This window comes from Tianweitania aestuarii, from assembly GCF_018457165.1.
Classification (GTDB): Bacteria; Pseudomonadota; Alphaproteobacteria; order Rhizobiales; family Rhizobiaceae; genus Tianweitania; species Tianweitania aestuarii.
On the sequence record NZ_JAFMNX010000001.1, the window covers coordinates 1,470,814 to 1,496,456 of the forward strand.

Consider the following 25,643-nt stretch of genomic DNA (forward strand, 5'->3'; position numbering starts at 1 on the left):
TGATTACTCGATGACCTTTGGCACCATGAAGAAGTTTTCTTCCGTCGCCGGCGCGTTGGCGACGACATCGGCAGCCTTGCTGCCATCGGTCACCGCATCATCGCGGCGGCGCATCTGCATGGGAATCACGGAGGTCATGGGCTCGACGCCGGACACGTCGACTTCGCCCAACTGTTCCACGAAGCCGAGGATCGCGTTGAGCTCGCCGGTCATGCGCTGGGCGTCTTCAGCTGTCACCGCAATGCGGGCAAGGCGCGCCACGCGCGTCACTGTATCGACATCGACCGACATACTCGTCTCCGGCGGCTGGTGTTGGAGTCCCCGCGCTATACCGGTGCAGGCTTGGGCGTGCAACCCAAGCCTGCGGCAGGATCAGACCTGAACCGGCTCGCCGATCGTCGGGATCAGAACGGCAACATCTGAATCCGCCATGCCGGCTTCAAAAGTTTCGGCACTCTGGTCGAGCAATCCGAAGGTCGCGTAGTGGCAAGGCACCACGGTGCGGAAGTTGAAGTAGCGCCGGCAAGCAAGCGCCGCGACCGCGCCACCCATCGTGAAGCGATCGCCAACCGGCACGAGGCCGATCTCAGGCTGATGCAGCTCGTTGATCAGCGCCATATCCCCGAAAATATCCGTATCGCCCATGTGATACAGCGTCGGCTCGTTCTCGAAATGCAGCACCAGTCCGGCGGGATTGCCGAGATAAACGTTCTCGCCATTCTCGAGCGTATAGGCCGAGGAATGCAGTGCATTCACAAAGGTGACGGTGAAGCCGTTGCAATCGAGCGTCCCGCCATGATTGCCCGGGTTGACGTTCGTCACGCCCTTGGTCGCCATGAAGCCGCAGAGTTCGGGATTGGCAACGAGCATCGCGCCCGTAGCTTTGGCGATTTCCGCAGCATCGCCGACATGGTCATTATGGCCATGCGTGAGCAGAACATGCGTCACGCCTTCAGCGGCTTCCTGCCAGCCCTTGTTCCAGGAAGGATTTCCGGTCAGGAAGGGATCGATGAGAATGCTGGCGCCGCCGGCTTTGATCTTGAAGGCCGAATGCCCGTACCACGTCAGTTCCATATCACGTCCTTTGTATCCGCCCCGGCCTTTGCGTCAGCCTTGCTGGCTCAGAAGGATAGTCGCGAGGCAAAACAGGACAAGAGGATGCGGCCATGCCTGTTATGACCCTCGAAGCTTTTGCCGCGTACCATCAGCCTGGCCGCACGATAGCCGGACTCGATCTCGGCACCAAGACGATCGGTCTTGCCATTTCCGACCGCTCCCTTGCCTTCGCGCATCCGCGCAAGGTCATCACCCGCAAGAAGTTCGGCCTAGATGCGCAGGCGCTGCTTGCCGCCTTTGGCGACGAAGTCGAAGCGGCCGTGATCGGTTTTCCGCTCAACATGGATGGCAGCGAAGGGCCCCGCGCTCAGGCAACCAAGGCCTTCGTCCGCAACATGGACAAGCTGACGCCCGTCCCCTTCATTCTGTGGGATGAGCGCCTGTCGACGGTTGCAGCGCAGCGCACCCTCATCGGCATGGACGTTTCGCGCGCCAAACGCGACGAGCGCATCGATTCGGCTGCCGCTGCCTTCATTCTGCAAGGCGCGCTCGATCGTCTGACCGCGCTGTTGTGATCAGCCCGCTTCCGGGTAAAGCGTATCGACGATCAGCCGCGCATCATGGCGAGCATTCAGCATGCCGTAGGTGCTGCGCCATTGCCCGCCTAGACGTGTTTCGATGAAGGCGTCGGCAATGCGCCCCGCCCCCATGCGACGAAGCTCGGCCGCAGCCGCAGAAAGGGCGAGCTGCTCGGCCAGCAGCCGAGCCGAGCCTTCATCCGAAAGCGCAACATGCGTTGCCGCCCGCAGCACATCGATCGTCCCGCGTCCGCTCGGTCCCAGATCCCGCTCGATGCCGGCAAACACATCTTCGAACAGCGCGGGCGCGCGGCGCAAAACGCGCAGCACGTCGAGCGCCATCACATTGCCCGAGCCTTCCCAGATCGCATTGACCGGCGCTTCACGATAATAACGAGCGAGCGGCGCTTCCTCGACATAGCCGTTGCCGCCCAGGCACTCCATCGCCTCGTAAAGCAGCGCGGGCGCGACCTTGCAGACCCAGTATTTCACCACCGGCGTCATGGCCCGCGCAAAGGCCGCCTCGCCGCGATCATTGGCGGCTTCGTCGAACGATCGTGCCAATCGGAACGACAGCGCCGTGGCTGCCGCCACATCGAGCGCCATGTCTGCCAGCACGCGCACCATCAGCGGCTGGTCGATCAGCGTCTTGTCGAATACAGTCCTGTGGCGCGTATGATGCACCGCTTCCGCCAGGCCTGCCCGCATCAGACCGGATGAGGCCACGGCGCAATCCAGCCGCGTCAGCGTGACCATATCCATGATCGTCCGCAGCCCGGCGCCCGGCTCGCCAACGATCTCGCCCAGCGTGCCTGTGAACTCGACCTCCGAAGATGCATTCGAGCGATTGCCGAGCTTGTCCTTCAAACGCTGGAAATGCAGCCCGTTGGACGATCCATCGCCAAGAATACGCGGCACAAGGAAGCAGCTCAGCCCTTCCTTCGCCTGCGCCAGCATGAGGAAAGCGTCGGACATCGGCGCCGACATGAACCACTTGTGGCCCGTCAAACGATAAAAGTTGCCGCTGGCCTGTTCCGCCACCGTCTGATTGGCGCGAACATCGGTGCCGCCCTGCTTTTCGGTCATGCCCATGCCGAGCGTCAGCCCGACCTTGCCGACCGGCGGCTTCTGCGACTGGTCGTAGCGGCGCGTCGTGATGCGCGGCGCCCATTCTCGGAACAGATCCGGAGAAGCCATCAGCGCGGCCAACGAAGCGCTCGTCATGGTCAGCGGGCAAAGATGCCCACATTCCAGCTCAGCGGTCAGATAAAAGCGTGCGGCGCGAACCTGATGCCGCCGGCCGGCTTCCGCATCGCCATTTTCCCAGATCGAGGAATGCAGGCCGTTCGCGATCGAACGGCGCATAAGCGCATGATACGCGGGATGAAAATCGACCACGTCGACGCGTCGGCCCTGACGATCATGCGTCCGCAGCTTCGGCGTTTCGGTGTTTGCGAGACGCGCCGTTTCCTGTGCTTCCGGCGAAAGAACGAAACGACCGATCTGATCAAGCTCCTGACGAACAGGCTCGGAGAAATCCTCGGCAATCTGCACAAGCAGCGGATCCCCGCGCCAGGCATTGCCGCCGCTGAAGATCGGGGGCTGGTTCATGTTGTCCTGAGTCACACCGGCTTCCTCGGCTATTCCACGCGAATCTATAGCCTTTGCCGGGCAAACGCGCGAAGAAATTCCCGGTTGAGAACCAATTGCCATGTGGATGAGCGCTTGCCGCGGGGGCAAGCCATGCCTATAGCGAGGCCTTAAGATGCCTGAAACAGCAACCTTTCCCCTCTTTCCGCACCGCCATTTGCTGGGGATCCAGCACCTGTCTCCGTCCGACATCGTGTCGCTGCTCGACCGCGCCGATGAAGCCGTCGCCGTATCGCGACAATCGGAGAAGAAAACCGCAGCGCTGCGCGGTCGCACCCAGATCAACCTCTTCTTCGAAGCCTCGACCCGCACGCAGTCGTCGTTCGAACTCGCCGGCAAGCGGCTGGGCGCTGATGTGATGAACATGTCGGTCGCAAGCTCTTCGGTAAAGAAGGGTGAGACGCTGATCGATACGGCCATGACGCTGAACGCGATGCGGCCGGATATCCTGATCATCCGCCACGCCGCAGCGGGTGCTGCAGCCCTTCTTGCGCAGAAAGTCGGATGCTCGGTGGTGAATGCCGGCGACGGCGCGCATGAACACCCGACGCAAGCCCTGCTCGACGCGCTGACGATCCGCCGCGCCAAGGGCGACCTGTCGAAGCTGATCGTCGCGATCTGCGGCGATGTTCTACATTCGCGTGTCGCACGCTCCAACATCCTGCTGCTGAACGCGCTCGGGGCAAGGGTCCGGGTCATCGCGCCCTCGACCCTGCTGCCGTCAGGCATTCACCAGATGAGCGTCGACGTCTTCAACCGCATGGAAGATGGCCTCAAGGATGCCGACGTCGTCATGATGCTGCGCCTTCAGCGCGAGCGAATGGCCGGTGCGTTCGTCCCGTCAGTGCGCGAATATTTCCACTTCTTCGGCCTGGATCAAGCCAAGCTGCGTCTCGCCAAGCCGGACGCGCTGGTGATGCATCCCGGCCCGATGAATCGCGGGGTCGAGATCGCGTCCGAGATCGCCGACGGCCCCCAAAGCGTGATCCAGGAACAGGTCGAGATGGGCGTTGCCGTGCGCATGGCCGTGATGCAGGCTCTGCTTGATCCACGCCGAAACGAGGCGTCGCTATGACCACCACCGTCTTCACCGATGCGCGGATCGTCGACCCATCCCGCAGCCTGGACGAAATCGGCACCGTGATCGTTGCCGACGGCAAGATTCAGGCAGCCGGTGCCTCTGCGCGCAATCAGGGTATTCCCGAAGGCGCTGACGTCATCGATGCCCGTGGCAAGACGATCATGCCCGGTCTGGTGGATGCGCGCGTTTTCGTCGGCGAACCCGGCGGCGAGCATCGCGAAACCATCGCTTCGGCCGGGCGAGCCGCAGCCGCCGGCGGCGTCACCTCCATTATCACCATGCCGGACACGGATCCGGTGATCGACGATGTCGCGCTGGTGGAATTCGTTCTGCGCGCCGCCCGCGACCATGCCGCCGTCAACGTCTATCCCTCCGCCGCCATCACGCGCGGTTTGAAGGGTCAGGAGATGACCGAGTTCGGCCTGTTGGGTCAGGCCGGTGCCGTAGCCTTCACCGATGGACGTCACACCATCTCCGACTCGTCGCTTCTGCGTCGCGCCATGACCTATGCCCGCGATTTTGGCGCTGTTATCGCGCATGAAACCGCCGATCCCTATCTGTCCGGCGGCGTCATGAACGAAGGCCTTTATGCCAGCTGGCTTGGTTTAGGCGGTATTCCGCGTGAAGCCGAAATCATTCCGCTCGAGCGCGATCTGCGCTTGGCACGCCTCACCCAGGCCAATTACCACGCAGCCAAGATCTCGACTGCCGTTTCGGCCGATGTCGTATCGCGCGCCAAGCAGGATGGCGCGTTGGTCACTGCGGGCGTTGCAATCCACTCGCTTGCGCTCAACGAACACGATGTCGGCGAATACCGCACCTTCTTCCGCCTGGCGCCGCCGTTGCGCACCGAGGATGATCGTCTGGCCATGATCGAGGCTCTGAAGACCGGCACGCTCGATATTATCGTCTCATCGCACGATCCGCAGGATGTCGATACCAAGCGCCTGCCCTTCGCGGACGCCGCCATCGGAGCGGTCGGCCTGGAAACGCTGCTCGCGGTCGGGCTTCGTCTCCATCACAACGATCAGGTTCCCCTGCTTCGCCTGGTGGATGCCCTGTCTACCGCGCCGGCAAAGATCTTCGATCTACCCGGCGGCACGTTGAAGCCCGGGGCTCCTGCCGACCTGATCCTGGTTGATCTCGATCATCCCTGGGTAGTCACGGAAACCGACCTCCATTCCCGCTCGAAAAACAGTTGTTTCGAAGGCGCTCGGCTGCAAGGCAAGGTCTTGCAAACGATGGTGGCGGGCCGCACAGTCTTCTCGCATTAAGGGGGATCTTCGTGCCGATACTGGAACCAGCCGCATTCACGTCGTCGCTGACCGTCTTGGTCATTGCCCTGATCTTTGGCTATCTGCTCGGCTCGATCCCGTCCGGCGTGATCATCACCCGCATGGCCGGCCTTGGAGATGTTCGCAACATCGGCTCCGGCAACATCGGCGCGACGAACGTCCTGCGCACCGGTCGCAAGGGCCTGGCCGCTCTGACCCTGCTTGGCGACGCGCTGAAGGGTGCCGTCGCGGTCCTGCTGGCGGCCTGGTATGCGCCCGATGCGGCGCTGCTTGCCGGTTTCGGTGCCTTTCTTGGCCACCTTTTCCCCGTTTGGCTCGGCTTCAAGGGCGGCAAGGGTGTTGCGACCTATCTCGGCGTGTTGATCGCGCTCGCGCTGCCCGGCGCTCTCGCCTTTGCGGTTGTCTGGCTGCTGGTCGCTTTCACGACCAAATATTCTTCACTTGCAGCCTTGGTTGCCGCAGTGGCCGTGCCGATTGTTCTTTGGATCTTGGGCGCACCTTATGTTGCCGGATTGTTTGCTCTCTTGACGATCTTCGTCTTCTTCAAGCACCGCACCAACATCACCCGCCTCATGGCTGGCACCGAGTCCCGGATCGGTAACAAGGGATGACGGACAGGCAGCCGCGGCGGCTTAGCGACCGTCAGCGCCTCGCCTGGCTGCGCCTGATCCGCAGCGACAATGTCGGCCCATCCAGCTTCCGTCAGCTCATCAGCCGCTTCGGCTCGGCCGATGCCGCGCTGGATGCTTTGCCCGGTCTGACGCGTCGTGGCGGTGCAACGAAACCGCTGAAGATCGCCAGCGTCAGCGAAGCCGAGCGCGAGTTGGAGTTGGCCGAGCGCCTCGGTGTTCGCTTCATTGCCGTTGGCGAAAGCGACTATCCCGTTCTGCTGCAACAGGTCGACAATCCGCCGCCTCTGATCGCGGTAAAAGGCTCGCCCGCCATCTTCCAGCGCCCAGGCGTGGCGATTGTCGGCGGACGGGCGGCAACGGCAAATGGCATGCGCTTCACGCGCAGCCTTGCCTACGACCTGGGTTCAGCCGGCCTCACGATCGTTTCAGGATTGGCGCGTGGCATCGACACAGCCGCGCATGGCGGAAGCATCAAGACGGGAACAATCGCCGTTTTCGCCGGCGGCCTTGACCGACCTTATCCGCCGCAGAACGTGGCTCTGGCTGATGACATCGTGGCTCAAGGCGGCGCGCTTGTGTCGGAGATGCCTTTGGGCTGGTCTCCACGGGCGATCGACTTCCCCCGCCGCAATCGCTTGATCGCGGGTCTCGCCTATGGCCTCATCGTGGTGGAAGCCGCGCAACGATCCGGATCCCTGATCAGCGCGCGTCTGGCTGGCGAACAGGGTCGGCTTGTGTTCGCCGTCCCCGGATCTCCGATCGACAAGCAGAGCGCGGGCTCGAACGGCCTCCTCAAGGACGGCGCGACGATGGTGACGGAAGCCGACGATGTGCTGCGCGCGATCACGCCCCTCATCGATCAGCCAATGCCGCCCATATCGACGCCTCCGCGCCGCAACACCCCGCCGCCAGCAGCAACGGATGAAGATCCGGCGTTGTTCGAATCGGAGCGGGATGGCCTCCAGGACGATGATCAGTCTAGGGTTCTGGAAAGCCTGTCATCGGTGCCGACCGACATCGACGAGATCGTTCGGCATACGCAGCTATCGACCGCGCAAGTTCAACTCGTGCTGTTGGAACTGCAACTCGCCGGTCGCATAGAACGGCATTCAGGCAACGCTGTTTCGTTGCTCGAAGCGGGCGTATAGATCGTCCAGTCGAGGCGGCTGCTCACCTTTGACCGTGTCACCCGCCTGAATATATGCCATCTCGATGTAGTGAGCGACAAGGTCATAGCGTTCCGCCTGCGCCATGCTTCTGAGCTGGCCAAGCATCGCCTGAATATATTCGAGAGTTTCGCTTGGCCGTCCCGCAAGACGTTCCAGATCCGCCACGCAATCCTCCTGGCACAAAGATCTATCCCGAAGTCCGACCAGCACCGCACTTGCTTGCAAAGCACTGGAGAACTTCTTCCCGCTCATACATATCAGCGAAACCATAGATTGCAACCTATCCATAGGTATACCCTGAGTTGCATGAGAGGGGTGCCCACGAAACGGTCTGCACTTGACCCGAGATCGTTCCACAGCCATTTGACGAGACTTGCGGTCGGTGCAACGTCGCATCCCGATCAGCGGAACTCGGTCTCCGCAGCAGAGAAAGCATTTAGCATTATGGACGTCGTCGTCGTCGAATCGCCCGCAAAGGCGAAAACGATCAACAAATATCTCGGCAAGGACTTCAAGGTTTTGGCGTCGTTCGGCCACGTGCGCGATCTGCCGGCCAAGGATGGCTCCGTTCTACCGGACGACGACTTCTCCATGTCCTGGTCTGTCGACACGGCATCGTCCAAGCGCCTGTCCGAAATCGCTGCCGCCGTGAAAGCGGCCGATGGCCTGATCCTCGCAACCGATCCGGATCGCGAAGGTGAAGCCATCTCCTGGCACGTGCTGGAAGTACTGCGCCAGAAGAAGGTGCTGAAGGACAAACCGGTCAAGCGCGTCGTATTCAACGCCATCACCAAGAATGCCGTGCTGGAAGCGATGGCCAATCCGCGCGACATCGATGGTCCGCTAGTGGAAGCCTACCTTGCCCGCCGCGCGCTCGATTACCTCGTAGGCTTCACGCTCTCTCCGGTGTTGTGGCGCAAGCTGCCCGGCGCCCGTTCGGCAGGCCGCGTGCAGTCCGTCGCTCTGCGTCTGGTTTGCGACCGCGAAGCCGAGATCGAGCGCTTCGTTCGCGAAGAATACTGGAACATCGCGGCCAACCTGAAGACGCCGCGCAATGATGGCTTCGAGGCTAGGCTGACCGGCTTTGAAGGCAAGAAGCTTCAGCGTCTCGACATCAAGAACGAAGAACAGGCGACCGACATCAAGACGATGCTCGAAGGCGCCCAGTTCGAAACACTGTCGGTTGAGGCCAAGCCCACTAAGCGCAACCCCTCCGCACCGTTCACCACCTCGACGATGCAGCAGGCGGCATCGTCGCGCATGGGCTTCGGTGCATCGCGCACCATGCAGGTCGCGCAACGCCTTTATGAAGGCGTGGACATCGGCGGCGAAACAACCGGCCTGATCACCTATATGCGTACCGACGGTGTTCAGATGGCACCGGAAGCCATCGAGGCCGCGCGCGCAGCCATCACCGACCAGTTCGGCAGCAAGTACCTGCCTGAAAAGGCGCGTCATTATTCCACCAAGGCGAAGAACGCGCAGGAAGCGCACGAAGCCGTGCGCCCCACCGACTTCTCGCGCACCCCGGCTTCCGTCCGGCAATATCTCGATGCCGATCAGGCCCGCCTCTACGAACTGATCTGGAAGCGTGCGATCGCCAGCCAGATGCAGGCGGCCGACATCGAGCGCACAACGGTCGAAATCGAAGCCAAGAACGGTGGCCGTGCTGCCACGCTTCGCGCCGTTGGCTCGGTGATCCGCTTCGACGGCTTCATTGCCGCCTACACCGATCAGAAAGAAGACGACGCGGAAGACGAGGACGGCCGCCGCTTGCCGGAAATCCGCTCCGGCGAATCCATGGCGCGCGAGTCGATCGTCGCAACGCAGCATTCCACCGAGCCGCCGGCCCGTTATTCCGAAGCTTCGCTCATCAAGAAGATGGAAGAGCTCGGCATCGGCCGCCCGTCGACCTATGCATCCACGTTGAAGACGCTGGAAGACCGCGAATATATCACCGTCGACAAGCGCCGCCTCACCCCGCAGTCCAAGGGCCGCATCGTCACCGCCTTCCTTGAAGGCTTCTTCGACCGCTACGTGGAATATGACTTCACCGCGAGCCTCGAGGAAAAGCTCGACGAGATTTCCGACGGCAAGCTCGCCTGGAAGGACGTGCTGCGCGACTTCTGGCGCGATTTTTCGGCGGCAGTCGATGACATCAAGGAACTGCGCGTCACCGAAGTGCTGGATGCACTCAACGAGGATCTGGCGCCGCTGGTCTTCCCCGACCGCAACGATGGCACGCATCCACGCAGCTGCCCCAAATGCGGCAGCGGACAGCTGTCGCTCAAGCTTGGCAAGTTCGGCGCCTTTGTCGGCTGCTCCAACTATCCCGAATGCTCCTACACCCGTCAGCTCGGCGATGCCGGCAACGACAATGGCTCCGGCGAAGGCGAGTCCGGTGATCGCGTTTTGGGCAAGGACCCTTACACCGACGAGGATATCACGCTGAAGAGCGGCCGCTTCGGTCCCTATGTCCAGCGCGGCGAAGGCAAGGAAGCCAAGCGTTCAAGCCTTCCCAAAGGCTGGGAACCCGCCAGCATCGACCACGAAAAAGCGCTCGCTCTGCTGTCGCTTCCGCGCGATGTCGGCCAGCACCCCGAAAGCGGCAAGATGATCTCGGCCGGCCTCGGCCGCTATGGTCCCTTCCTGCTGCATGACGGCAAATACGCCAATCTTGAAACCATCGAGGACGTGTTCTCCGTCGGCATCAACCGCGCTGTTTCGGTAATCGCCGAAAAGGCCGCCAAGGGTGGCGGTCGTGAACGCGGGACCCCTGCAGCGCTGAAGGATCTCGGCGAGCATCCGGATGGCGGCGGCACCATCACCGTGCGCGAAGGCCGCTACGGTCCTTACGTGAACTTCGGCAAGGTCAACGCCACGCTGCCCAAGGGCAAGGATCCCGCGTCCGTGACGGTTGAAGAAGCCGTCGCGCTGATCGCAGCCAAGGCCGGCTCCGCGCCGGCCGCCCGCAAGAAGGCGCCTGCCCGCAAGGCAGCGGCTCCCGCAGCGGCCAAGAAGACCGCGACGACAAAGAAGACCCCGGCCAAGAAGCCGGCAGCAAAAGCGAAGAAAGCCTGACACGAGTGGCACGCAGGATACCTGGAACAGGCAAGAAGACACGGACAAAGGAAGACGCGGCTCCAACGGGCAACGCTTTTCGTCCATCGCGTGACCAGCTCCTGCAGTTCATCACGGAAAACCCGGATCAGGCCGGCAAGCGCGAGATCGCGAAAGCCTTTCGCCTCAAGGGTGACGACCGCATCTGGTTAAAGGAGATGCTGTCGGATCTGGCGGATGATGGCCTGGTCGAGAAGAAGGCCAAGCGCCTTTCCGTTCCCGGCGCTCTTCCTCCGGTGACGGTTCTCGATGTCATCGAGCGCGACCGCGATGGCGGCCTGATCGGCAAGCCCGTCGAAGGCGACGATGCGGTCCGCGTGGCAATCCGGGTCGGACGCGGCGACAAGGGCCCGGCTCCTGGCATTGGCCAGCGCATCCTCGCCAAGATCTTCGCCAACAAGGATCCCGAAGGCCCCGCATACAGCGGCCGCGTCATCAAGGTTCTCGAACGTCGCCGCGACGCGATGCTGGGCGTCGTGCGCAAGGCACGCGATGGTTGGCGGCTCGAACCCGTGGAGCGGCGTCAGCCCGAACTGATTATTGACGATCTCGGCGATGCACAGCCGGGTGACCTCGTGGAAGTCGAGCCTGCAGGCAACGTACGTTACGGCCTTCCGCGCGGCCGCGTCACCTCCGTCATCGGCTCGCTGACCAGCGAGAAAGCGGTCTCGATGATCGCCATTCATGCGCATGACATTCCGCACGTCTTCCCGGCTGCCGTGCTTGCCGAGGCTTCCGACGCCAAACCCGCAGCGATGGGCAAGCGCGAAGATTGGCGTGACGTCCCGCTGGTCACCATCGATCCCGCCGATGCCAAGGATCACGACGACGCGGTTTACGCGCAGCCCGATCCTGACGAGGCGAACCCCGGCGGCGTGATCGTCAACGTCGCGATCGCCGATGTCGCGGCCTATGTTCGCCCCGGCTCCCCGATGGACCGCGAAGCGATGGAACGCGGCAACTCCGTGTATTTTCCCGATCGCGTCGTGCCGATGCTGCCGGAGCGCATCTCGAACGATCTCTGCTCTCTCCGCGAAAACGAAGATCGCCCCGCGCTCGCCGTGCGCATGACCTTTGCCGCCGATGGCCACAAGATCCGCCACAGCTTCCATCGCATCATGATGCGCTCGCATGCCAAGATCGCCTACGCGCAGGCGCAGGCAGCCATTGACGGGACCCGTGACGAGAAGACCGACCCGCTTCTCGAATCCGTTCTGCGCCCGCTGTGGGATGCCTATGAAGTCCTGAAGCGCGGCCGCGAAAAGCGTCAGCCGCTTCAACTGGATCTGCCCGAACGCAAGATCCTGTTGAAGGAAGACGGCACGGTTGATCGTGTGATCGTGCCGCCGCGCCTGGATGCGCACAAGCTCATCGAAGAGTTCATGATCCAGGCCAATGTGGCCGCAGCCGAAACGCTGGAAGCCAAGAAACAGGCGCTGATCTATCGCCGCCACGATGCGCCCTCGCTTGCCAAGCAGGAATCGCTGCGCGAATTCCTGCAAACGATCGGCCAGTCGCTTGCCCACGGCGCGCAGATGAAGCCCAGTCAGTTCAACCAGATCCTTGGGCGCGTCGCCGGCACCGAGCACGAAACGCTGGTGAACCAGGTCGTGCTGCGCTCCCAGAGCCAGGCGGAATACGGGCCGGAAAACATCGGCCACTTCGGCCTCAATCTGCGCCGCTACGCCCACTTTACCTCGCCGATCCGGCGCTACGCCGATCTGATCGTGCACCGTGCGCTGATCTCTGCCTTGAACCTCGGTCCGGACGGTTTGACGGACAACGAGGCCGAGCGTCTCGGCACCATTTCCGAACTGATCTCCACCCACGAGCGGCGCGCCATGGCCGCCGAACGCGACACGGTGGATCGCCTGATTGCCGCGCATCTGGCGGAGCGGGTCGGCGAAAGCTTCGAGGCTCGTGTGTCCGGCGTCACGAAGGCCGGTCTCTTTGTTCAGCTGCCCGATCTCGGCGCCGATGGCTTCGTGCCGGTCGCAACGCTTGGCCGCGAATACTATATATTCGATGAAGCGGCACGCGCCCTGGTCGGCGATCGCACAGGCGGCGGTTACCAGCTTTCAGACATCGTCGATGTTCGATTGGCCGAAGTGGCGCCTCTTGCCGGTGCATTGCGGTTCGAGATGCTGTCGGAACCCAAGGCCATGCGGCAGGGAACGCGTTCGTTCCACAAGGCGAAGGTCGGCAAAGAGCGCCAGCGCGCCCGCATCGGTCAGGCAAGCCGATCGCAAGGACGCGGAAGGAGAAAGTGATGCAAGACGATAGCGAGTTCACCAGCGGCACATCAGCTCGTCCGGCCCGTCCGCTCATTCCAGCCATGTGGCGCGGCTTCCGCAGCCGCTGCCCGGCTTGCGGCGAAGGCAAGCTGTTCCGCGCTTTCGTCAAGGTCAACGACAGCTGCCCGGCTTGCGGCGAAGCCTTCCATCATCATCGCGCCGATGATCTCCCCGCCTATCTCGTCGTGTTCATCGTCGGCCACCTCGTGGTCGGCGCTTTCATGGGCGTCGAGACGCTCGGCGACCTCGCTTTGTGGCAGCACCTCGCCATCTGGGTTCCGCTGACGGTCATCGCCTGTATTGCCCTGCTGCAACCGATCAAGGGAGCGGTGGTAGGCCTCCAATGGGCGCTCTACATGCACGGCTTCAGTGGCCATGAAGACGAGCTCGACCATCATCCCGAGCTCGAACCTGCAGAAGGCGCCGTTCGTTGACGGCGCTCGACGGCATCACCCGCACGGAGCTTGATGTCAAAGAGTCTCGCGATTTCGCGCTCGGTCCCGGACCCCTTCGCCCACGCGATGCCGCAACGCTGATTCTGCTGGATCACAGTCGCGGTGAAACGCGCGTGCTGATGGGAAAACGCGCAAACAGACACGCCTTCATGCCGGGCAAGTTCGTTTTCCCCGGTGGCCGTACCGATCCCACGGATGGTCGCGTCAAGGTAAGCGGCGCGCTTCATCCTGCCGTCGAACAACGCATCATCGGTAGTACCCGCATCACGCAAACCCGAGCTCGTGCCATCGCACTATCGGCGATTCGCGAGACCTATGAGGAAGCCGGCTTGCTGATCGGCACCAAGGGCGCTTTCGCCACGAACCATCAGGGCTGGCACGGCTTCTCCGATCACGAAGTTCAGCCCAATCTCGAAAAACTCCGCTTCGTGGCTCGCGCCATCACCCCTCCCGGTCGTGTGCGCCGCTACGACACCCGTTTCCTCGCCGCCTGGCGCGAGGATGTCGCGGTGGAGCTTCCGGAAGGTCCCACCCTGGAACTCGAGGAACTCGCCTGGATGTCGCTCGCTGAAGCGCGCAAGCTCGATCTCCCAGCCATCACGCTCAGCATTCTCACGGATCTGGAAGAGCGATTGAAGAACGACCCGGAACTTTCGCCTGAGGCCCCAACCCCGTTCTACCGGATGCTGCATCAGCGCTTCAAACGCGATCTCGTCTAGTAAACCTGCCGGATATAGCGCCGGAAACACGGCTCCCGGCTTGACTTTTAACCCGCACTTGGTATCAGACGCCCAACCTAGCGTCGCGCTCTGCGCAGGCGCCCTTGCTCAATTCAAACGGATACGACCATGGCAAAAGCCGCAAACATCAAGATCAAGCTTCTGTCCACGGCCGACACGGGCTTCTTCTACGTCACCAGCAAGAACAGCCGTACCAAGACCGACAAGCTGTCGTTCCGCAAGTACGATCCGGTTGCGAAGAAGCACGTTGAGTTCAAGGAAACCAAGATCAAGTAATCGCTTGATCTCAGGTTAAACGAACAAGCCGCCTCCGGGCGGCTTTTTTGTTGCCCGCGGTTTGTGAAAGATCAGCATACGATTGGAACGACGAACACCTGCGCCCCACCACTAGGCGAACGCAGCTTCCCTCTGATCCACTGAAAAACTGAGACGCGGCGCCGCCTCAAGCAGCGTGGGCGACCACTCGGTTGCGGCCAGCCGCCTTGGCGTCGAACAGCGCCACATCGGCCCGCTTGAGCAAGTCCTGCAGATTGTCCCCCGCCGTCATCTGGGCAACGCCGACGCTCACCGTCACATCGAGCGGCGTTCCCGCACGGCCCACGCGGAATGGCCGATCGGCGATTTCGCTACGGATGCGCTCGGCAACCGTCTGCGCCGTTTCCCGATCGGTATCCGGCATCACGACGACGAACTCCTCGCCGCCATAGCGGCAGGCAAGGTCGATGCCCCGAACATTCTTGCGCAACCGTCGCGCGAACTCGCGCAGAACATCGTCGCCGCCATCATGGCCGAACCGGTCGTTCACCGACTTGAAGCGGTCGAGATCGGTAATGAGGAGCGACAGCGGCCGATTGCGATTCTGTGCCCGGTCGAGCAGCGTCGCCAGATGCGTATCGAGATAGCGCCTGTTGTGCAGCCCGGTCAGCGGATCGGTTACGGCCATCACGATGGTCTGCGTGACATTGGTCCGCAGCTCATCATTGTAACGCTTGCGCATGACTTGCGTGCGCAAGCGGGCAACCAGCTCCTGCCGATCGACCGGCCGCGTCAGAAAATCATTCACGCCGAGTTCCAGCGCCCGAACGATGCGTTCGTCGCCCGGACCATCGGCAATCAGGATGATCGGGATGTTGCGCGTCCGATCCAGCGATCGCAGTTGCGCACAAAGCCGCAGCGGATCGAAGTCGGCAAATCCCGACGAAACGATGATGCACTCGTATGGCTTCTCGGCAGCCTGAAACAGGCCCGCCTGGGGTTCGACCGACAGATCGGCCGCACAGCTTTCGTCCAGAACGCGCATGAGGCTCGTATAGGATGACGGCTTCTCGTCGATCAAAAGCACCAGCGGCGGCACATCGGAATGGCTCGCCACTCGCGTCAGCAAGGCGTCCATGCCGATATGGCGCGTGGTCGCCGCCCGCAGCCGCAGCTCATCCGTCAGCGCCTTCAGTCGAATCAGGCTCTTCACCCGCGTCATCAGCGCGATTGGATCGGCAGGCTTGGTCAGGAAATCGTCGGCACCGGCATCCAAACCGCGAATGCGATCCGAAACCTGATCGAGCGCCGTAACCATCACCACCGGAATGTGCGCGGTCTGTGGATCGGCCTTCAGGCGCTGACAAACCTCGAACCCATCCATGCCCGGCATCATAACATCGAGCAGCACCACATCGATCTTGTCGGTGCGGCAAAGCTCAAGGGCATCGAAGCCGTTGGTCGCGGTGACCACATCGAAATACTCGGCTGTCAGCCGGGCTTCGAGTAGCTTCACATTGGCAGGAATATCGTCAACGACCAGGATGCGCGCGGTCATACTTCAAGTCTCCGCAGCAGCTCAGGCGTCGCCGAGATAGGATTTGATCGTTTCGATGAACTTGCCGACGGAAATCGGCTTGGAGATATAGGCCTCGCAACCGCCCTGCCGGATTCGCTCCTCGTCGCCCTTCATCGCAAATGCGGTGACAGCGATGATGGGGATCGTGTGCAGGTCGTCGTCTTCCTTCAGCCACTTCGTGACCTCAAGACCCGACACTTCCGGCAGTTGAATATCCATCAGGATGAGATCCGGACGATGCGTGCGCGCAAGATCCAGCGCTTCGAGCCCGTTTCTGGTGCGCACGGTCTCGTAACCACTGGCTTCGATCAGGTCGCGGAAGAGCTTCATGTTGAGCTCATTGTCCTCGACGATCATAACCTTCTTCGGCATGCTTTCTCCGATCCTCGCAGCGGCAGCCTGCAGCCTCCCTCCACGTCCTGCCGACCTTAGGGGCAACTCCTTGATAAAACGCAAATTCCGAGCCGCATACAACGCATGAACAGCATTCATCTCCGGCAATAGCAGGGTTGCGGCTTGCCGTGGCCGGCATGGCTCCGTATGCAGGAACCCACCACGGATACATCGACATGACTCGTGATCTTTCCTCCGCCGAATCGGTTGGCGTCAGCGCTCTTGGCTTCATAGCCGCCGATCCGGAATTGCTCAGCCGCTTCCTCGCGATCACCGGCATCGAGCCCGGCCAGATCCGGCAAGCCGCCACAGAACCCGGCTTCCTGGCAGGCGTTCTCGATTTCGTCCTCGCGCATGAGCCGACGCTGCTCGCCTTTGCCGAAAGCAACGATCTCGATCCCACCGCCGTTCTCAAGGCTCGGCGGTCGCTTCCCAATGGCTCCGATGATTATGACAGGTCGATATGAGTGACGATCCGGAAACCGCCCGTCAGATTGCACAACTGTCCGCAGACGACCGGCCGCTGCTCGTTCTCGACGTGGATGATGTCCTGCTCGAATTTCTGCGCGTCTTCCCGAACTTCCTGGATCAACAGGGTTTCGAACTGAAGCTGCGCACCTTCAAGCTGACCGGCAACATCGTCGACAAGGTCACGCGCGAGGAAGCGGATCCACGCCAGGTCACGGCGATGATCGACGAGTTCTTCGGTGCGCAGGCGCAGTGGCAGCCGCTCGCCGAAGGTGCCGCCGACGCGCTGGCAAGCTTTGGCGATGCCGCCGAGATCGTGTTGCTGACGGCAATGCCGCATCGCCACCGCGACACCCGTCGCGCCCATCTCGACGCGCTCGGCCTCACCTACCCGCTGCTCACCACCGAAGCGCCGAAAGGCCCAGCGGTGCGTCGCCTGCGCGGCGAAACGGAACGGCCAGTCGCCTTCGTGGATGACATTCCGCACAATCTGGCTTCGGTGCTGCGTGCCGTGCCGGATGCGCATGTCTTCCACATGATGGCCGATCCGGAGGTGCGCGCTTTGCTCGATCCCCTTGAAGACGGCATGCACCATGTCACCACATGGGCCGATGCTGCCCCCCGAATCGCGGATGCGCTCGGCATCCAACTAAAGGTCTGATCAGCGCTCCTGCAGGAGCTCCAGCACGGCTTCTGCAGCGACCTCGCTCGACGGCCGCTCGGTGCGCATCCGCTCTGCAACGATATCCAGCCCCGCAAGCTGCCAGCCTCGTGCCTGCGTATCCCCAAGCAGCGCTTCCAGCTGCCGGGCAACCAAGCCCGGCCGCAGGAATTCGTTGATGAACTCTTGAACAACGAGCCGGTCGGCAATCAGGTTCGGCAGAGCTGCCGTCCAGATCGTGATCAGGCGGGTAACCGCACTCATCAGGAGATCGGTCTTGTAGCAGGACACCATCGGCACGCGCGCCAGAGCCAGTTCCAGAAGCACGGTGCCCGACGCCGCCATCGCCGCATCGGCTTGCGCGAAAGCCTTCAGCTTTTCCTCCGGCCCTGACACGATGACGGGCTCAACCGGCCAGGAGCGCGCTTCCTCCGCCACCAAGGGGGCGACATGCGGCACGGTTGGGATCACGACCTTGAACGTATTGCCCCGCTCCTGCAAAAGCTTCAGCGTTTCACCGAACGGCTTCATCAGGCTTCGTACTTCGCCGCGCCGCGAGCCTGGCAGCACGAGCAAGGTTTTCTCACCCTCGCCCAGCACCCGGCTGCGCTGCTGTTCGGCGGCACCCAGAAGATCTGGATCGCTCGCCAATCGGTGGCCGACATAGATGCCCATCGGCCCCTTCAGATCCTCGAGCACCTTTTCCTCGAAAGGCAGGATGCAGAGGATGCGATCGATGTAAGGCCGCATCGCGGGAGCACGGCCGGGATTCCACGCCCACACGCTTGGGCAAACATATTTCACGATCGGAATGGCGGGATCGAGCGCCCTCACCTTTTTCGCGACGCGCAGGGTGAAGGCCGGGCTATCGATCGTGATCAGGCAATCCGGCTTGGCGTCGGCGATCGCACGCGCGGTGGTCCCGATGCGGTAAACCAGACGCGGCAGATCGCGCACGACGGCACTCACGCCCATGAGCGCGATGTCGCCCGGATCAAACATCGGCTTCAAGCCAAGCGACTGCAGATGCCGTCCGCCGACGCCCACCAGTTCGACCTGGCGCCCCGATTGTCTTTCGATCGCGCGAACCAGGTCGAAGCCAAGCAGATCGCCCGATTCTTCGCCTGATACGATCGCGATGCGCAGCGGCTTGGCCATCTCGCTCATGGCTCCACCTCGATCCCGCTGATGAACAGCCCGGCCTCATCTGCCGCAGCGACTGTCTGGGAAAAGTCCAGAACGAAGGCGCGGTTGGATTCCACCGCAATGCCGCGCAATCCGGCCCGCTTGGCATCCAGAACGGTCTTAGGCCCGATCGCTGGAAGATCCGCCCGCAGATCCTGCGATGGCTTGGCGCATTTCACCAGCACCCCACCAGTCTTACCAGCGAGGCGACCATGATTGCGCATCGGGATCATGCGCTCGAGCAGCCCATCGGTGCCTTCGATCCCTTCAAGCGCAACCGCGCGTCCGCCGATCGCAATGGCCGCCTGACCGATATCCATCCGGCCAATCGCTTTGGCCGCTTCCAATGCGGCCTTGATGTTTCGCTCGTCCTCCGCGCCGGGAGCAACGAGCGTCATGGCTCCAGAGCGCGCGAGCAGATCCGGCACCACCTCATGCGCACCGACCACGCGAATACCGGCATTTTCGATGTGGCGCATCACGGCGCGCAAAAGGCCATCATCGCCGAGCGCCAGTTCGATCGCGAGCCGCGGAAGAACCTTCAGCACCCGCGGCGTCCATTTCAACGCCGTCAGCCGGGGACGCCGTGCGACACCTCCAGCCAGAACGGCATGGGTCACACCGGCAGCCTTCATATGGTCGAAAGCAACAGCAGCCGATTCGATCGGCAGCACGACATGTTGATGATGTTTAAGTTCGAGAAGGCGATCCGCCTCGTTTTCCAGGATAACCACGAAAGGCTGCAGCCCGGCGAGAGCCAGGCTTTGCGCTACGTTGACGGGAAGGCTGCCGCTCCCAGCGACGATCCCGACACGACTACCCGGCGGCAGAAGGCCGCTGGGCTGCGTGTCACTCATCGTCGCCGCTGTCATCCCCACGCGTGCCCCGCTTCGCCGCCGCCACATAATGGCGCTTGCCGCGTTCTTGCAGGAAATCGAGAATATCCGCAACGGCCGGACCGTGCGCGCCTTCAGCCGCCAACCGGGCAACATTTTGGGACAACGGCGTGTCGGCTTCAAACAGCTCGCGGTAAGCCCGACGCGCAGCATGAATGTCGGCACGCTCGAGACCCGAACGCTTCATGCCGATCAGGTTCAGCCCGTGCAGGCGCGCGCGCGCACCTGATGCCAGCGCATAAGGAATGATGTCACCGGTGACACCCGTCACACCTGACACGAAGGCATGGTGCCCGACCCGGGCAAATTGGTGAATCGCCGCCAGACCACCGATGGTGACGAAATCACCGACCTCGACATGGCCGCCCAATGCTGCCGAATTGGCGATGGTGACATGATCGCCCACGTCGCAGTCATGGCCGATATGGCTCATCGCCATGAAGTAGCCGTTCTTGCCGACAGTCGTCTTGCCGCGGCTGTTGTCGGAACCGCAATGCATCGTCACGCCTTCGCGGATCTGGCAATTGTCGCCGATCGTCAGCGTGGTGCGGCCACCTTTATGCGCCTTGTTTTGCGGCGGCGCACCGAGTACGGCCTGCGGAAAGACGATGCAATCGGCTCCAAGCGTGGTTGCACCGCGAACGCTGACATGGCTGACCAGTTCACACCGGTCCCCGATCACCGCATCCGCTCCCACAAAGGAGAACGGACCCACCGTCACGCCTTCGCCGAGCTGTGCACCGGGCTCGACGACGGCCATTGGATGGATTGTGGTGCCGGTCAAAATACGCGCCTCACTGCGGCAGCTTCGGGGTCATCATTGCGGACACCTCCGCTTCTGCAACCTTGACGCCATCAACCTTCGCTTCGCAGCTGAAGCGGAAGATGCTGCCGCGCTGCTTGGTTTTGCGCACGGCAATCCGCAGCTGATCGCCAGGAACAACCGGCTTGCGGAACTTCGCATTGTCGATCGTCATGAAGTAAACCAGCGACGGCTTATCGTTGCCGCCGGCATGGATGCAGATTGCACCCGCCGTCTGCGCCATCGCTTCGATGATCAACACGCCCGGCATGACCGGCTGTTCGGGAAAGTGGCCCTGAAAATGTGGCTCGTTAATCGTCACATTCTTGATGCCGACAGCCGACTCGCCACCATCGATCTCAACGATCCGGTCGATCAGCAGAAACGGATAGCGATGCGGCAGGAGCTTCATGATCCGGATGATCTCGACGCTGTCCAGCGTGGTCGAGGCCTGAACGTCACTCACTGGCAACTGCTCCTTTTTTGGGACGCTTCGACAAGCGTCGGATCGTTGCGATCTCGCGCAACATTTCGCCCATAGGCTGAGCGGGATAGCCACCCCAGGCTTCGCCAGCGGGCACGTTGTTCATGAAGCCGCTGCCGGCAGCAAGCCGCGCGCCGGAGCCGATCTTCAGATGATCCGCAAGACCAACACCGCCGCCCATCATCACGCCGTCGCCCAGTTGCACCGAGCCGGAAATGCCGCAAAGGCCCGCAACGATACAGCCGCGGCCGATGCGGACATTATGTGCGATCTGAACGAGATTATCGATCTTGCTGCGTTCGCCGATCACGGTATCGGACATGGCGCCGCGATCGATCGTCGTGTTCGCACCGATTTCGACATGGTCCTGGATGATGACCCGGCCGATCTGCGGCATCTTTTCAGGGCCGCGCGCGCTGCCGACATAGCCGAAGCCGTCCTGCCCGATACGAACGCCTGCATGGATGATGACATTGTTGCCGATCAGCGCATGCAGCACCGTCGCGCCCGCACCCACATAGGTGTCACGGCCGATCTGACAGCCTGCGCCGATCACGGCATTGGGCGCTATGATGGCGCCTGCACCGATCGCCGCGCCCATGCCGATCACGGCCCCGGCCTCGATCGTCGCGCCCTCTTCGACAACGGCATCGTCATCAATATGAGCGGCAGCCGAAACGCCGCTGCGCCCGGTCACGCTCGTCGGCCGTGCGGCATTGGGGTACATCAACCGACCAACAGCCGCGAAGGCCGCTTGCGGATGATCCACAACCAGCGCTGCCGTGTGGGCCGGCACTTTGTCAGCAAGCTGAGCCGGCACGAACACCGCGCCCGCGCGCAGTCCTGTCAGCGCACCCTGATGCTTGGCATCGATAAACGCGATCTGATCGCTTTCGGCAACGTCGGCGGAAGCGATTCCACTGATCGAGCGGTCACGAAAGTCCGTTTGCGGCAAGCGCGCGCCCGCAACCGTAGCGATCTCCGCAACGGTGTAGGCGCGCGCTGGCGCAAAGAAAACGGGAAGGGTCATACAATGCTCCGGTTCTCCTGGCTGCCAAAACAGCCAGGAGAGGACGCGCAATTTAGAAGCGCGAGGAGATGCCGAAGTTGAAGTTCTGTTCGTCGTCGCCATCCTGCTTCTTAACAGGAACAGCATAGTCGACGCGCAGCGGGCCGAACGGCGAGGCCCAGATGATCGACGCACCAACCGATGCGCGCCATTCCATGTCGGTCCCGGCAGCACCGGCGAGATCGTTGCCGAACAAGGTTGCGGCATCAGCGAACACCGCGCCCTTCAAGCCGAAGCTCTGTGGGAAGAGCGGCATCGGGAACTGGGCTTCGGCGCTTGCATTGAAGTAAGTCGCACCACCGAGGTGATCGCCCGAACCCGGATCGAACGGACCGAAGCCGTCATAATCGAAGCCGCGGATCATGCGATCATTGCCACGGAAGTAATCGAACACGCGCAACTCGCCGTCACCGAAGCCCTCGATGTGACCAGCGCCGGCCGAAACGAGGCCAACGATGTCCATCTCTTCCGACAGCGTCTTGTAGTAGCTGCCGCGACCGGTGAACTTCACCCATTCCGCATCGCCACCCAGACCAGCCGCTTCAACGGCAACGGTCGAGAAGATACCGGAATGCGGGTTCTTCGGATCGTCGATCGTGTTGTAGGTCAACGTTCCGCTGACGGACGACTTGATCCACGGGCTCTGGTTGTCGATCGCGTTGCGGATCTGCGGAGCGAGATCGCAGCTCGGATCGAACACGCCATCCGCAGTGTCGCAATCGTCGTCATACTCGTACTTTTCGCGCGTCAGGTTATACGCGACCTGCGAGCTGAGGGCTTCGGTGATCGGCAGACCGAAACGGACCGTGCCACCATCGAGCTCGCTCTTGTAGTCGTTGTCGTATTCGCGCGTTTGACGGAAGATGTCGAAACCGGCAGCGATGCGGCGACCGAGGAAATAGGGCTCGGTGAACGACAGATTGTAGTCGCGCGTGTTCTTGCCGACGCCCACACCCAGACGGATGAACTGGCCGCGACCAAGGAAGTTGCGCTCGGTGATCGAACCTTCTGCGGTTGGGCCGCCACCCGTAGAACCGCCGGTCGAGTAACCGCCGCCGATCGAGAACTCGCCCGTCGCCTTCTCGGCCACGTCCACAACCAGGATCACCTGGTCCGGCTGCGTGCCCTGCTGCGTCGAGATGTTGACGCTGGTGAAGTAATCCAGGCGCTCCAGACGGCGCTTGGCGCGCTGGATCAGAACCTGGTTGAATGCATCGCCTTCGCTGACGTCGAACTCGCGACGGATCACGTAATCGCGGGTGCGATCGTTGCCGCGAATCTCGATGCGCTCGACATAAGTGCGCGCGCCCTGATCAACCGAATACACAACCGAAATGGTGCGGTTGTTGAAGTCGCGGTCACCCTGCGGCGTCACTTGCGCAAAGGCATAACCGCTGCCGGCCAGACGCTCGGTCAAAGCAATGATCGTGTCTTCGACATCCTTGGCGCTGTAGGTCGAGCCCGGCCGCGTCTTCAGAAGCGGCGTCAGCGTCTCGGTGTTGACGTCGGTGATGGCCGAGTCGATCGAAACGTCGCCGAACGTGTAGCGCTCGCCTTCCTGAACCGTGAAGGTGATCGTGTATTCGTTGGTCGCCGGATCGAGAACGGCGTCGGACGAAACGACCTGGAAGTCGGCATAGCCGCGATTGTAATAGAAGCGGCGAAGCGCTTCTTCGTCGGCCTTCTGCTTGTCTGCATCATAGATGTCGTTGCGCGTCAGGAACGACAGGAAGTTCGATTCGCGGGTAGCCACCACGTCGCGCAGACGGCGAGCCGGGAAAGCGCTGTTGCCCACGAAGTTCACCGCCGCGATCTTGGTGCGGTCGCCTTCGTTGATCTGGTAAACCACGTTGACGCGGTTCTCGCCGAGATCGACGATCTGAGCCGTCACGGTCGCGTCGTTGCGGCCGATCTGCTCGTAAGCGCCCTTGATGCCTTCAACGTCGGCATCGACGGTGGCCTGCGAATAGCCGCTGCGCGGCTTCGTCTGAACGCCGGAGCTGAGCTGCTCGTCCTTGATCTTGCTGTTGCCCTGGAACAGGACCTGGTTGACGATCTTATACTCGACAACCTGCACCACGAGGGTGCCGCCGTTCTGGTTGATCTGGACGTCGGAGAACAATCCGGTGTCGAACAGGCGCTTTACGGCCTGGTCGAGGTCGGCATTGGAAAACTGCTTGCCCGGCGTCACGCCGATATAGCTGCGCACGGTATCGGCATCGACGCGCTGGTTACCGCGAACGTCGATACGGCTGACAACGGCTGCATCGGCGACCGAGACCATGCCAAGCTGAGCGATAACAGCGCCTGGAGCGACCAGGGCGGCGGACAACGCCACCGCGGATGCGGCGCTCTTGAAACGAAATGTTGGCTTCATCGGGCCCCTAAACCTTTTACTCTCGTAGTCCCCACAGCGAGAAACCCGGCCATCGCAGTTGGTCCCACAACCGTCATAGCCGTATTTTCCCTACACGCAAGGCTTCTGGTTAATGTGCATTTACTAATCCCGCTGGCGTGTCATTCCCGACACGGAATTTGGGGTTCATGGTAAATGCTTAGTGAATATCAACCACTTGCGACCTTCATCTCGTTCAACATCCGAAAAGATCGTTCCAGAACACGAAGCCCATGAAGCACAGCACCGCGAAAACTCCAACGCGGTACACAGCCTCCATCACCCGTTCCGAAACCGGACGCCGTTGAACAGCCTCAACTGCGTAGAAGACTAGATGACCGCCGTCCAGTGGGGGAATCGGAAGAAGGTTGAGAATACCGATACCAACCGAAAGAAGTGCGGCCAGTTGAATGAGCCATTGGAAGCCCAGCTTGGCCGCCTGCCCCGACATTTCCGCGATCTTCACGGGTCCGCCGAGCTGGCACTTGTCTTCACGGCCCACAACAAATCTTTGCAAGAATTGACCGGTGCGGCTGATAATGTAGCCGGTTTCGAGCACGCCCTGCTGCAGCGCCTCCGTCGGTGAATAGGTCACCACGCGCGCTTGCCCGACATCCCGGTTGTTCACGACGCCGATCACGCCGGTGCGCACGACATTGCCCAGCGCATCGGTCTGTTCAACCAGCTCCGGCGTCGCCGTCACCGTCAGGTCATCGCCGCCGCGATTGATCGTGAAATTCAGTGGGTCGCCGGCACGGCCGGACACCAGCCGCTGCACATCCGCGAAACTTTCGACCGTCGTGCCGTTCACCGCCACGAAGCGATCGCCCGGTTCGATGCCGGCAACGGCAGCCGGGCTTCCCGGCCGAACCTCGGCCACGGTCGGATCGAGAACGCCGCGACCATAGATCGAAAACATCACGGTGAACACGACGATGGTCAGCAGGAAGTTGAACATCGGCCCGGCAACCACAGTCAGGGCGCGCTTCCACACAGGCTGTGTATGGAACGCCACACGCCGCTCGGCGTCGGTCAGCATTTCGGTCGATTCGGGATCCGGCGTGCTCGTCGCGTTCATGTCGCCCACGAACTTGACGTAACCGCCAAGCGGCACCGCACACAGCTTCCAGCGCGTTCCGTTGCGCGCGGTATAACCGATCAGTTCCGGACCGAAGCCGATCGAAAATGCCTTCACGCCGATGCCGCACCAGCGCCCGACGAGGTAATGGCCCATCTCATGAACGAAGACGACGATCAGCAGCACGAACAGGAACGGCACGAGCGTGCCAAGGATCAAGCCTTCGCTGCCGAAGATTGCGGTTAGAAACTCACCCACGTTGATTCCGTTCAATCCGGTGCATCCATGCACCTGCTGCCGCGATCGAT

General features: G+C 61.9%; 25 protein-coding genes. 12 read left to right on the top strand and 13 right to left on the bottom strand.

Annotated features, from left to right (window positions below; all coding sequences use genetic code 11):
- Positions 1–3: 3 nt before the first annotated feature.
- Both gatC and JYU29_RS07275 read right to left on the bottom strand, forming a co-directional pair.
- Complete coding sequence (gene gatC, locus JYU29_RS07270) at positions 4–291, bottom strand: Asp-tRNA(Asn)/Glu-tRNA(Gln) amidotransferase subunit GatC (RefSeq protein ID WP_213984006.1); 288 nt, start codon at positions 289–291, stop codon at positions 4–6.
- An 81-nt stretch (positions 292–372) separates the two neighbouring features.
- On the bottom strand, positions 373–1,074 hold the full coding sequence (locus JYU29_RS07275; protein WP_213984007.1) for a metal-dependent hydrolase: 702 nt from the start codon (positions 1,072–1,074) through the stop codon (positions 373–375).
- A gap of 92 nt (positions 1,075–1,166) precedes the next feature.
- On the opposite strand from JYU29_RS07275, the gene ruvX reads away from it, so the two are divergent.
- Entirely contained in the window at positions 1,167–1,631 is a 465-nt protein-coding gene (gene ruvX, locus JYU29_RS07280; RefSeq protein ID WP_213984008.1) for a Holliday junction resolvase RuvX, read from the top strand.
- On the opposite strand, the gene JYU29_RS07285 is transcribed toward ruvX, so the two are convergent.
- Entirely contained in the window at positions 1,632–3,245 is a 1,614-nt protein-coding gene (locus JYU29_RS07285; protein WP_250157298.1) for an acyl-CoA dehydrogenase family protein, read from the bottom strand.
- 154 nt (positions 3,246–3,399) lie between these two features.
- Here JYU29_RS07285 and JYU29_RS07290 point away from each other — a divergent pair, with 154 nt between their 5' ends.
- From JYU29_RS07290 to dprA, 4 genes are read left to right on the top strand one after another with little or no spacing between them, the layout of a single operon-like run.
- A complete protein-coding gene (locus tag JYU29_RS07290) occupies positions 3,400–4,359 on the top strand; it encodes an aspartate carbamoyltransferase catalytic subunit (RefSeq protein ID WP_213984010.1) in 960 nt (319 codons plus the stop codon).
- Positions 4,356–5,639, top strand: coding sequence for a dihydroorotase (locus tag JYU29_RS07295; protein ID WP_213984011.1), 1,284 nt, complete (start codon positions 4,356–4,358; stop codon positions 5,637–5,639). The genes JYU29_RS07290 and JYU29_RS07295 overlap by 4 nt, the downstream gene beginning before the upstream one ends.
- A gap of 17 nt (positions 5,640–5,656) precedes the next feature.
- A complete protein-coding gene (plsY, locus tag JYU29_RS07300; RefSeq protein WP_213984312.1) occupies positions 5,657–6,271 on the top strand; it encodes a glycerol-3-phosphate 1-O-acyltransferase PlsY in 615 nt (204 codons plus the stop codon).
- On the top strand, positions 6,268–7,440 hold the full coding sequence (dprA, locus tag JYU29_RS07305; RefSeq protein ID WP_213984012.1) for a DNA-processing protein DprA: 1,173 nt from the start codon (positions 6,268–6,270) through the stop codon (positions 7,438–7,440). The genes plsY and dprA overlap by 4 nt, the downstream gene beginning before the upstream one ends.
- On the opposite strand, the gene JYU29_RS07310 is transcribed toward dprA, so the two are convergent.
- The gene (locus JYU29_RS07310; RefSeq protein WP_213984333.1) at positions 7,402–7,626 is read right to left on the bottom strand and encodes a hypothetical protein; all 225 of its coding nucleotides are present in this window, start codon (positions 7,624–7,626) and stop codon (positions 7,402–7,404) included. The genes dprA and JYU29_RS07310 overlap by 39 nt on opposite strands.
- Positions 7,627–7,905: 279 nt before the next feature.
- Between JYU29_RS07310 and topA the strand changes: the two genes are divergently transcribed.
- The 5 genes from topA to rpmG all read left to right on the top strand — a co-directional run bounded on the left by topA (position 7,906) and on the right by rpmG (position 14,346).
- Positions 7,906–10,542 (top strand): type I DNA topoisomerase, encoded by a 2,637-nt coding sequence (gene topA / locus JYU29_RS07315; RefSeq protein ID WP_213984013.1) that lies wholly within the window; start codon positions 7,906–7,908, stop codon positions 10,540–10,542.
- A 5-nt stretch (positions 10,543–10,547) separates the two neighbouring features.
- Complete coding sequence (gene rnr, locus JYU29_RS07320) at positions 10,548–12,851, top strand: ribonuclease R (RefSeq protein ID WP_213984014.1); 2,304 nt, start codon at positions 10,548–10,550, stop codon at positions 12,849–12,851.
- Positions 12,851–13,309, top strand: a complete 459-nt coding sequence (locus JYU29_RS07325) for a DUF983 domain-containing protein (protein WP_213984015.1) — start codon at positions 12,851–12,853, stop codon at positions 13,307–13,309. Before rnr ends, JYU29_RS07325 begins: the two co-directional genes overlap by 1 nt.
- The gene (locus JYU29_RS07330; protein ID WP_213984016.1) at positions 13,306–14,049 is read left to right on the top strand and encodes an NUDIX hydrolase; all 744 of its coding nucleotides are present in this window, start codon (positions 13,306–13,308) and stop codon (positions 14,047–14,049) included. Before JYU29_RS07325 ends, JYU29_RS07330 begins: the two co-directional genes overlap by 4 nt.
- 129 nt (positions 14,050–14,178) lie before the next feature.
- Positions 14,179–14,346 (top strand): 50S ribosomal protein L33, encoded by a 168-nt coding sequence (gene rpmG / locus JYU29_RS07335; RefSeq protein WP_006201775.1) that lies wholly within the window; start codon positions 14,179–14,181, stop codon positions 14,344–14,346.
- Positions 14,347–14,512: 166 nt separating this feature from the next.
- On the opposite strand, the gene JYU29_RS07340 is transcribed toward rpmG, so the two are convergent.
- Together JYU29_RS07340 and JYU29_RS07345 are read right to left on the bottom strand one after the other, a co-directional pair.
- Positions 14,513–15,883, bottom strand: a complete 1,371-nt coding sequence (locus JYU29_RS07340) for a PleD family two-component system response regulator (RefSeq protein ID WP_213984017.1) — start codon at positions 15,881–15,883, stop codon at positions 14,513–14,515.
- A 21-nt stretch (positions 15,884–15,904) separates the two neighbouring features.
- The gene (locus JYU29_RS07345; protein WP_280514864.1) at positions 15,905–16,261 is read right to left on the bottom strand and encodes a response regulator; all 357 of its coding nucleotides are present in this window, start codon (positions 16,259–16,261) and stop codon (positions 15,905–15,907) included.
- Positions 16,262–16,473: 212 nt separating this feature from the next.
- Between JYU29_RS07345 and JYU29_RS07350 the strand changes: the two genes are divergently transcribed.
- Positions 16,474–16,764 carry a DUF3572 domain-containing protein gene (locus tag JYU29_RS07350; RefSeq protein WP_213984018.1) on the top strand — a complete coding sequence of 97 codons (291 nt, stop codon included), beginning with the start codon at positions 16,474–16,476 and terminating at the stop codon, positions 16,762–16,764.
- A complete protein-coding gene (locus JYU29_RS07355; RefSeq protein WP_213984019.1) occupies positions 16,761–17,426 on the top strand; it encodes a hypothetical protein in 666 nt (221 codons plus the stop codon). Before JYU29_RS07350 ends, JYU29_RS07355 begins: the two co-directional genes overlap by 4 nt.
- Here JYU29_RS07355 and lpxB read toward each other — a convergent pair whose 3' ends face one another.
- The 7 genes from lpxB to rseP all read right to left on the bottom strand — a co-directional run bounded on the left by lpxB (position 17,427) and on the right by rseP (position 25,593).
- The gene (gene lpxB / locus JYU29_RS07360) at positions 17,427–18,593 is read right to left on the bottom strand and encodes a lipid-A-disaccharide synthase (protein ID WP_431192829.1); all 1,167 of its coding nucleotides are present in this window, start codon (positions 18,591–18,593) and stop codon (positions 17,427–17,429) included.
- Positions 18,590–19,468, bottom strand: a complete 879-nt coding sequence (locus JYU29_RS07365) for an LpxI family protein (protein ID WP_250157203.1) — start codon at positions 19,466–19,468, stop codon at positions 18,590–18,592. The genes lpxB and JYU29_RS07365 overlap by 4 nt, the downstream gene beginning before the upstream one ends.
- Complete coding sequence (lpxA, locus tag JYU29_RS07370; RefSeq protein ID WP_250157301.1) at positions 19,461–20,267, bottom strand: acyl-ACP--UDP-N-acetylglucosamine O-acyltransferase; 807 nt, start codon at positions 20,265–20,267, stop codon at positions 19,461–19,463. Before lpxA ends, JYU29_RS07365 begins: the two co-directional genes overlap by 8 nt.
- Positions 20,268–20,301: 34 nt before the next feature.
- Complete coding sequence (gene fabZ, locus JYU29_RS07375; protein WP_213984021.1) at positions 20,302–20,775, bottom strand: 3-hydroxyacyl-ACP dehydratase FabZ; 474 nt, start codon at positions 20,773–20,775, stop codon at positions 20,302–20,304.
- On the bottom strand, positions 20,768–21,823 hold the full coding sequence (gene lpxD / locus JYU29_RS07380) for a UDP-3-O-(3-hydroxymyristoyl)glucosamine N-acyltransferase (protein WP_213984022.1): 1,056 nt from the start codon (positions 21,821–21,823) through the stop codon (positions 20,768–20,770). Before lpxD ends, fabZ begins: the two co-directional genes overlap by 8 nt.
- Positions 21,824–21,875: 52 nt before the next feature.
- On the bottom strand, positions 21,876–24,239 hold the full coding sequence (bamA, locus tag JYU29_RS07385) for an outer membrane protein assembly factor BamA (protein WP_213984023.1): 2,364 nt from the start codon (positions 24,237–24,239) through the stop codon (positions 21,876–21,878).
- Positions 24,240–24,453: 214 nt separating this feature from the next.
- Positions 24,454–25,593, bottom strand: a complete 1,140-nt coding sequence (gene rseP, locus JYU29_RS07390; RefSeq protein ID WP_213984024.1) for an RIP metalloprotease RseP — start codon at positions 25,591–25,593, stop codon at positions 24,454–24,456.
- Positions 25,594–25,643 lie beyond the last annotated feature (50 nt).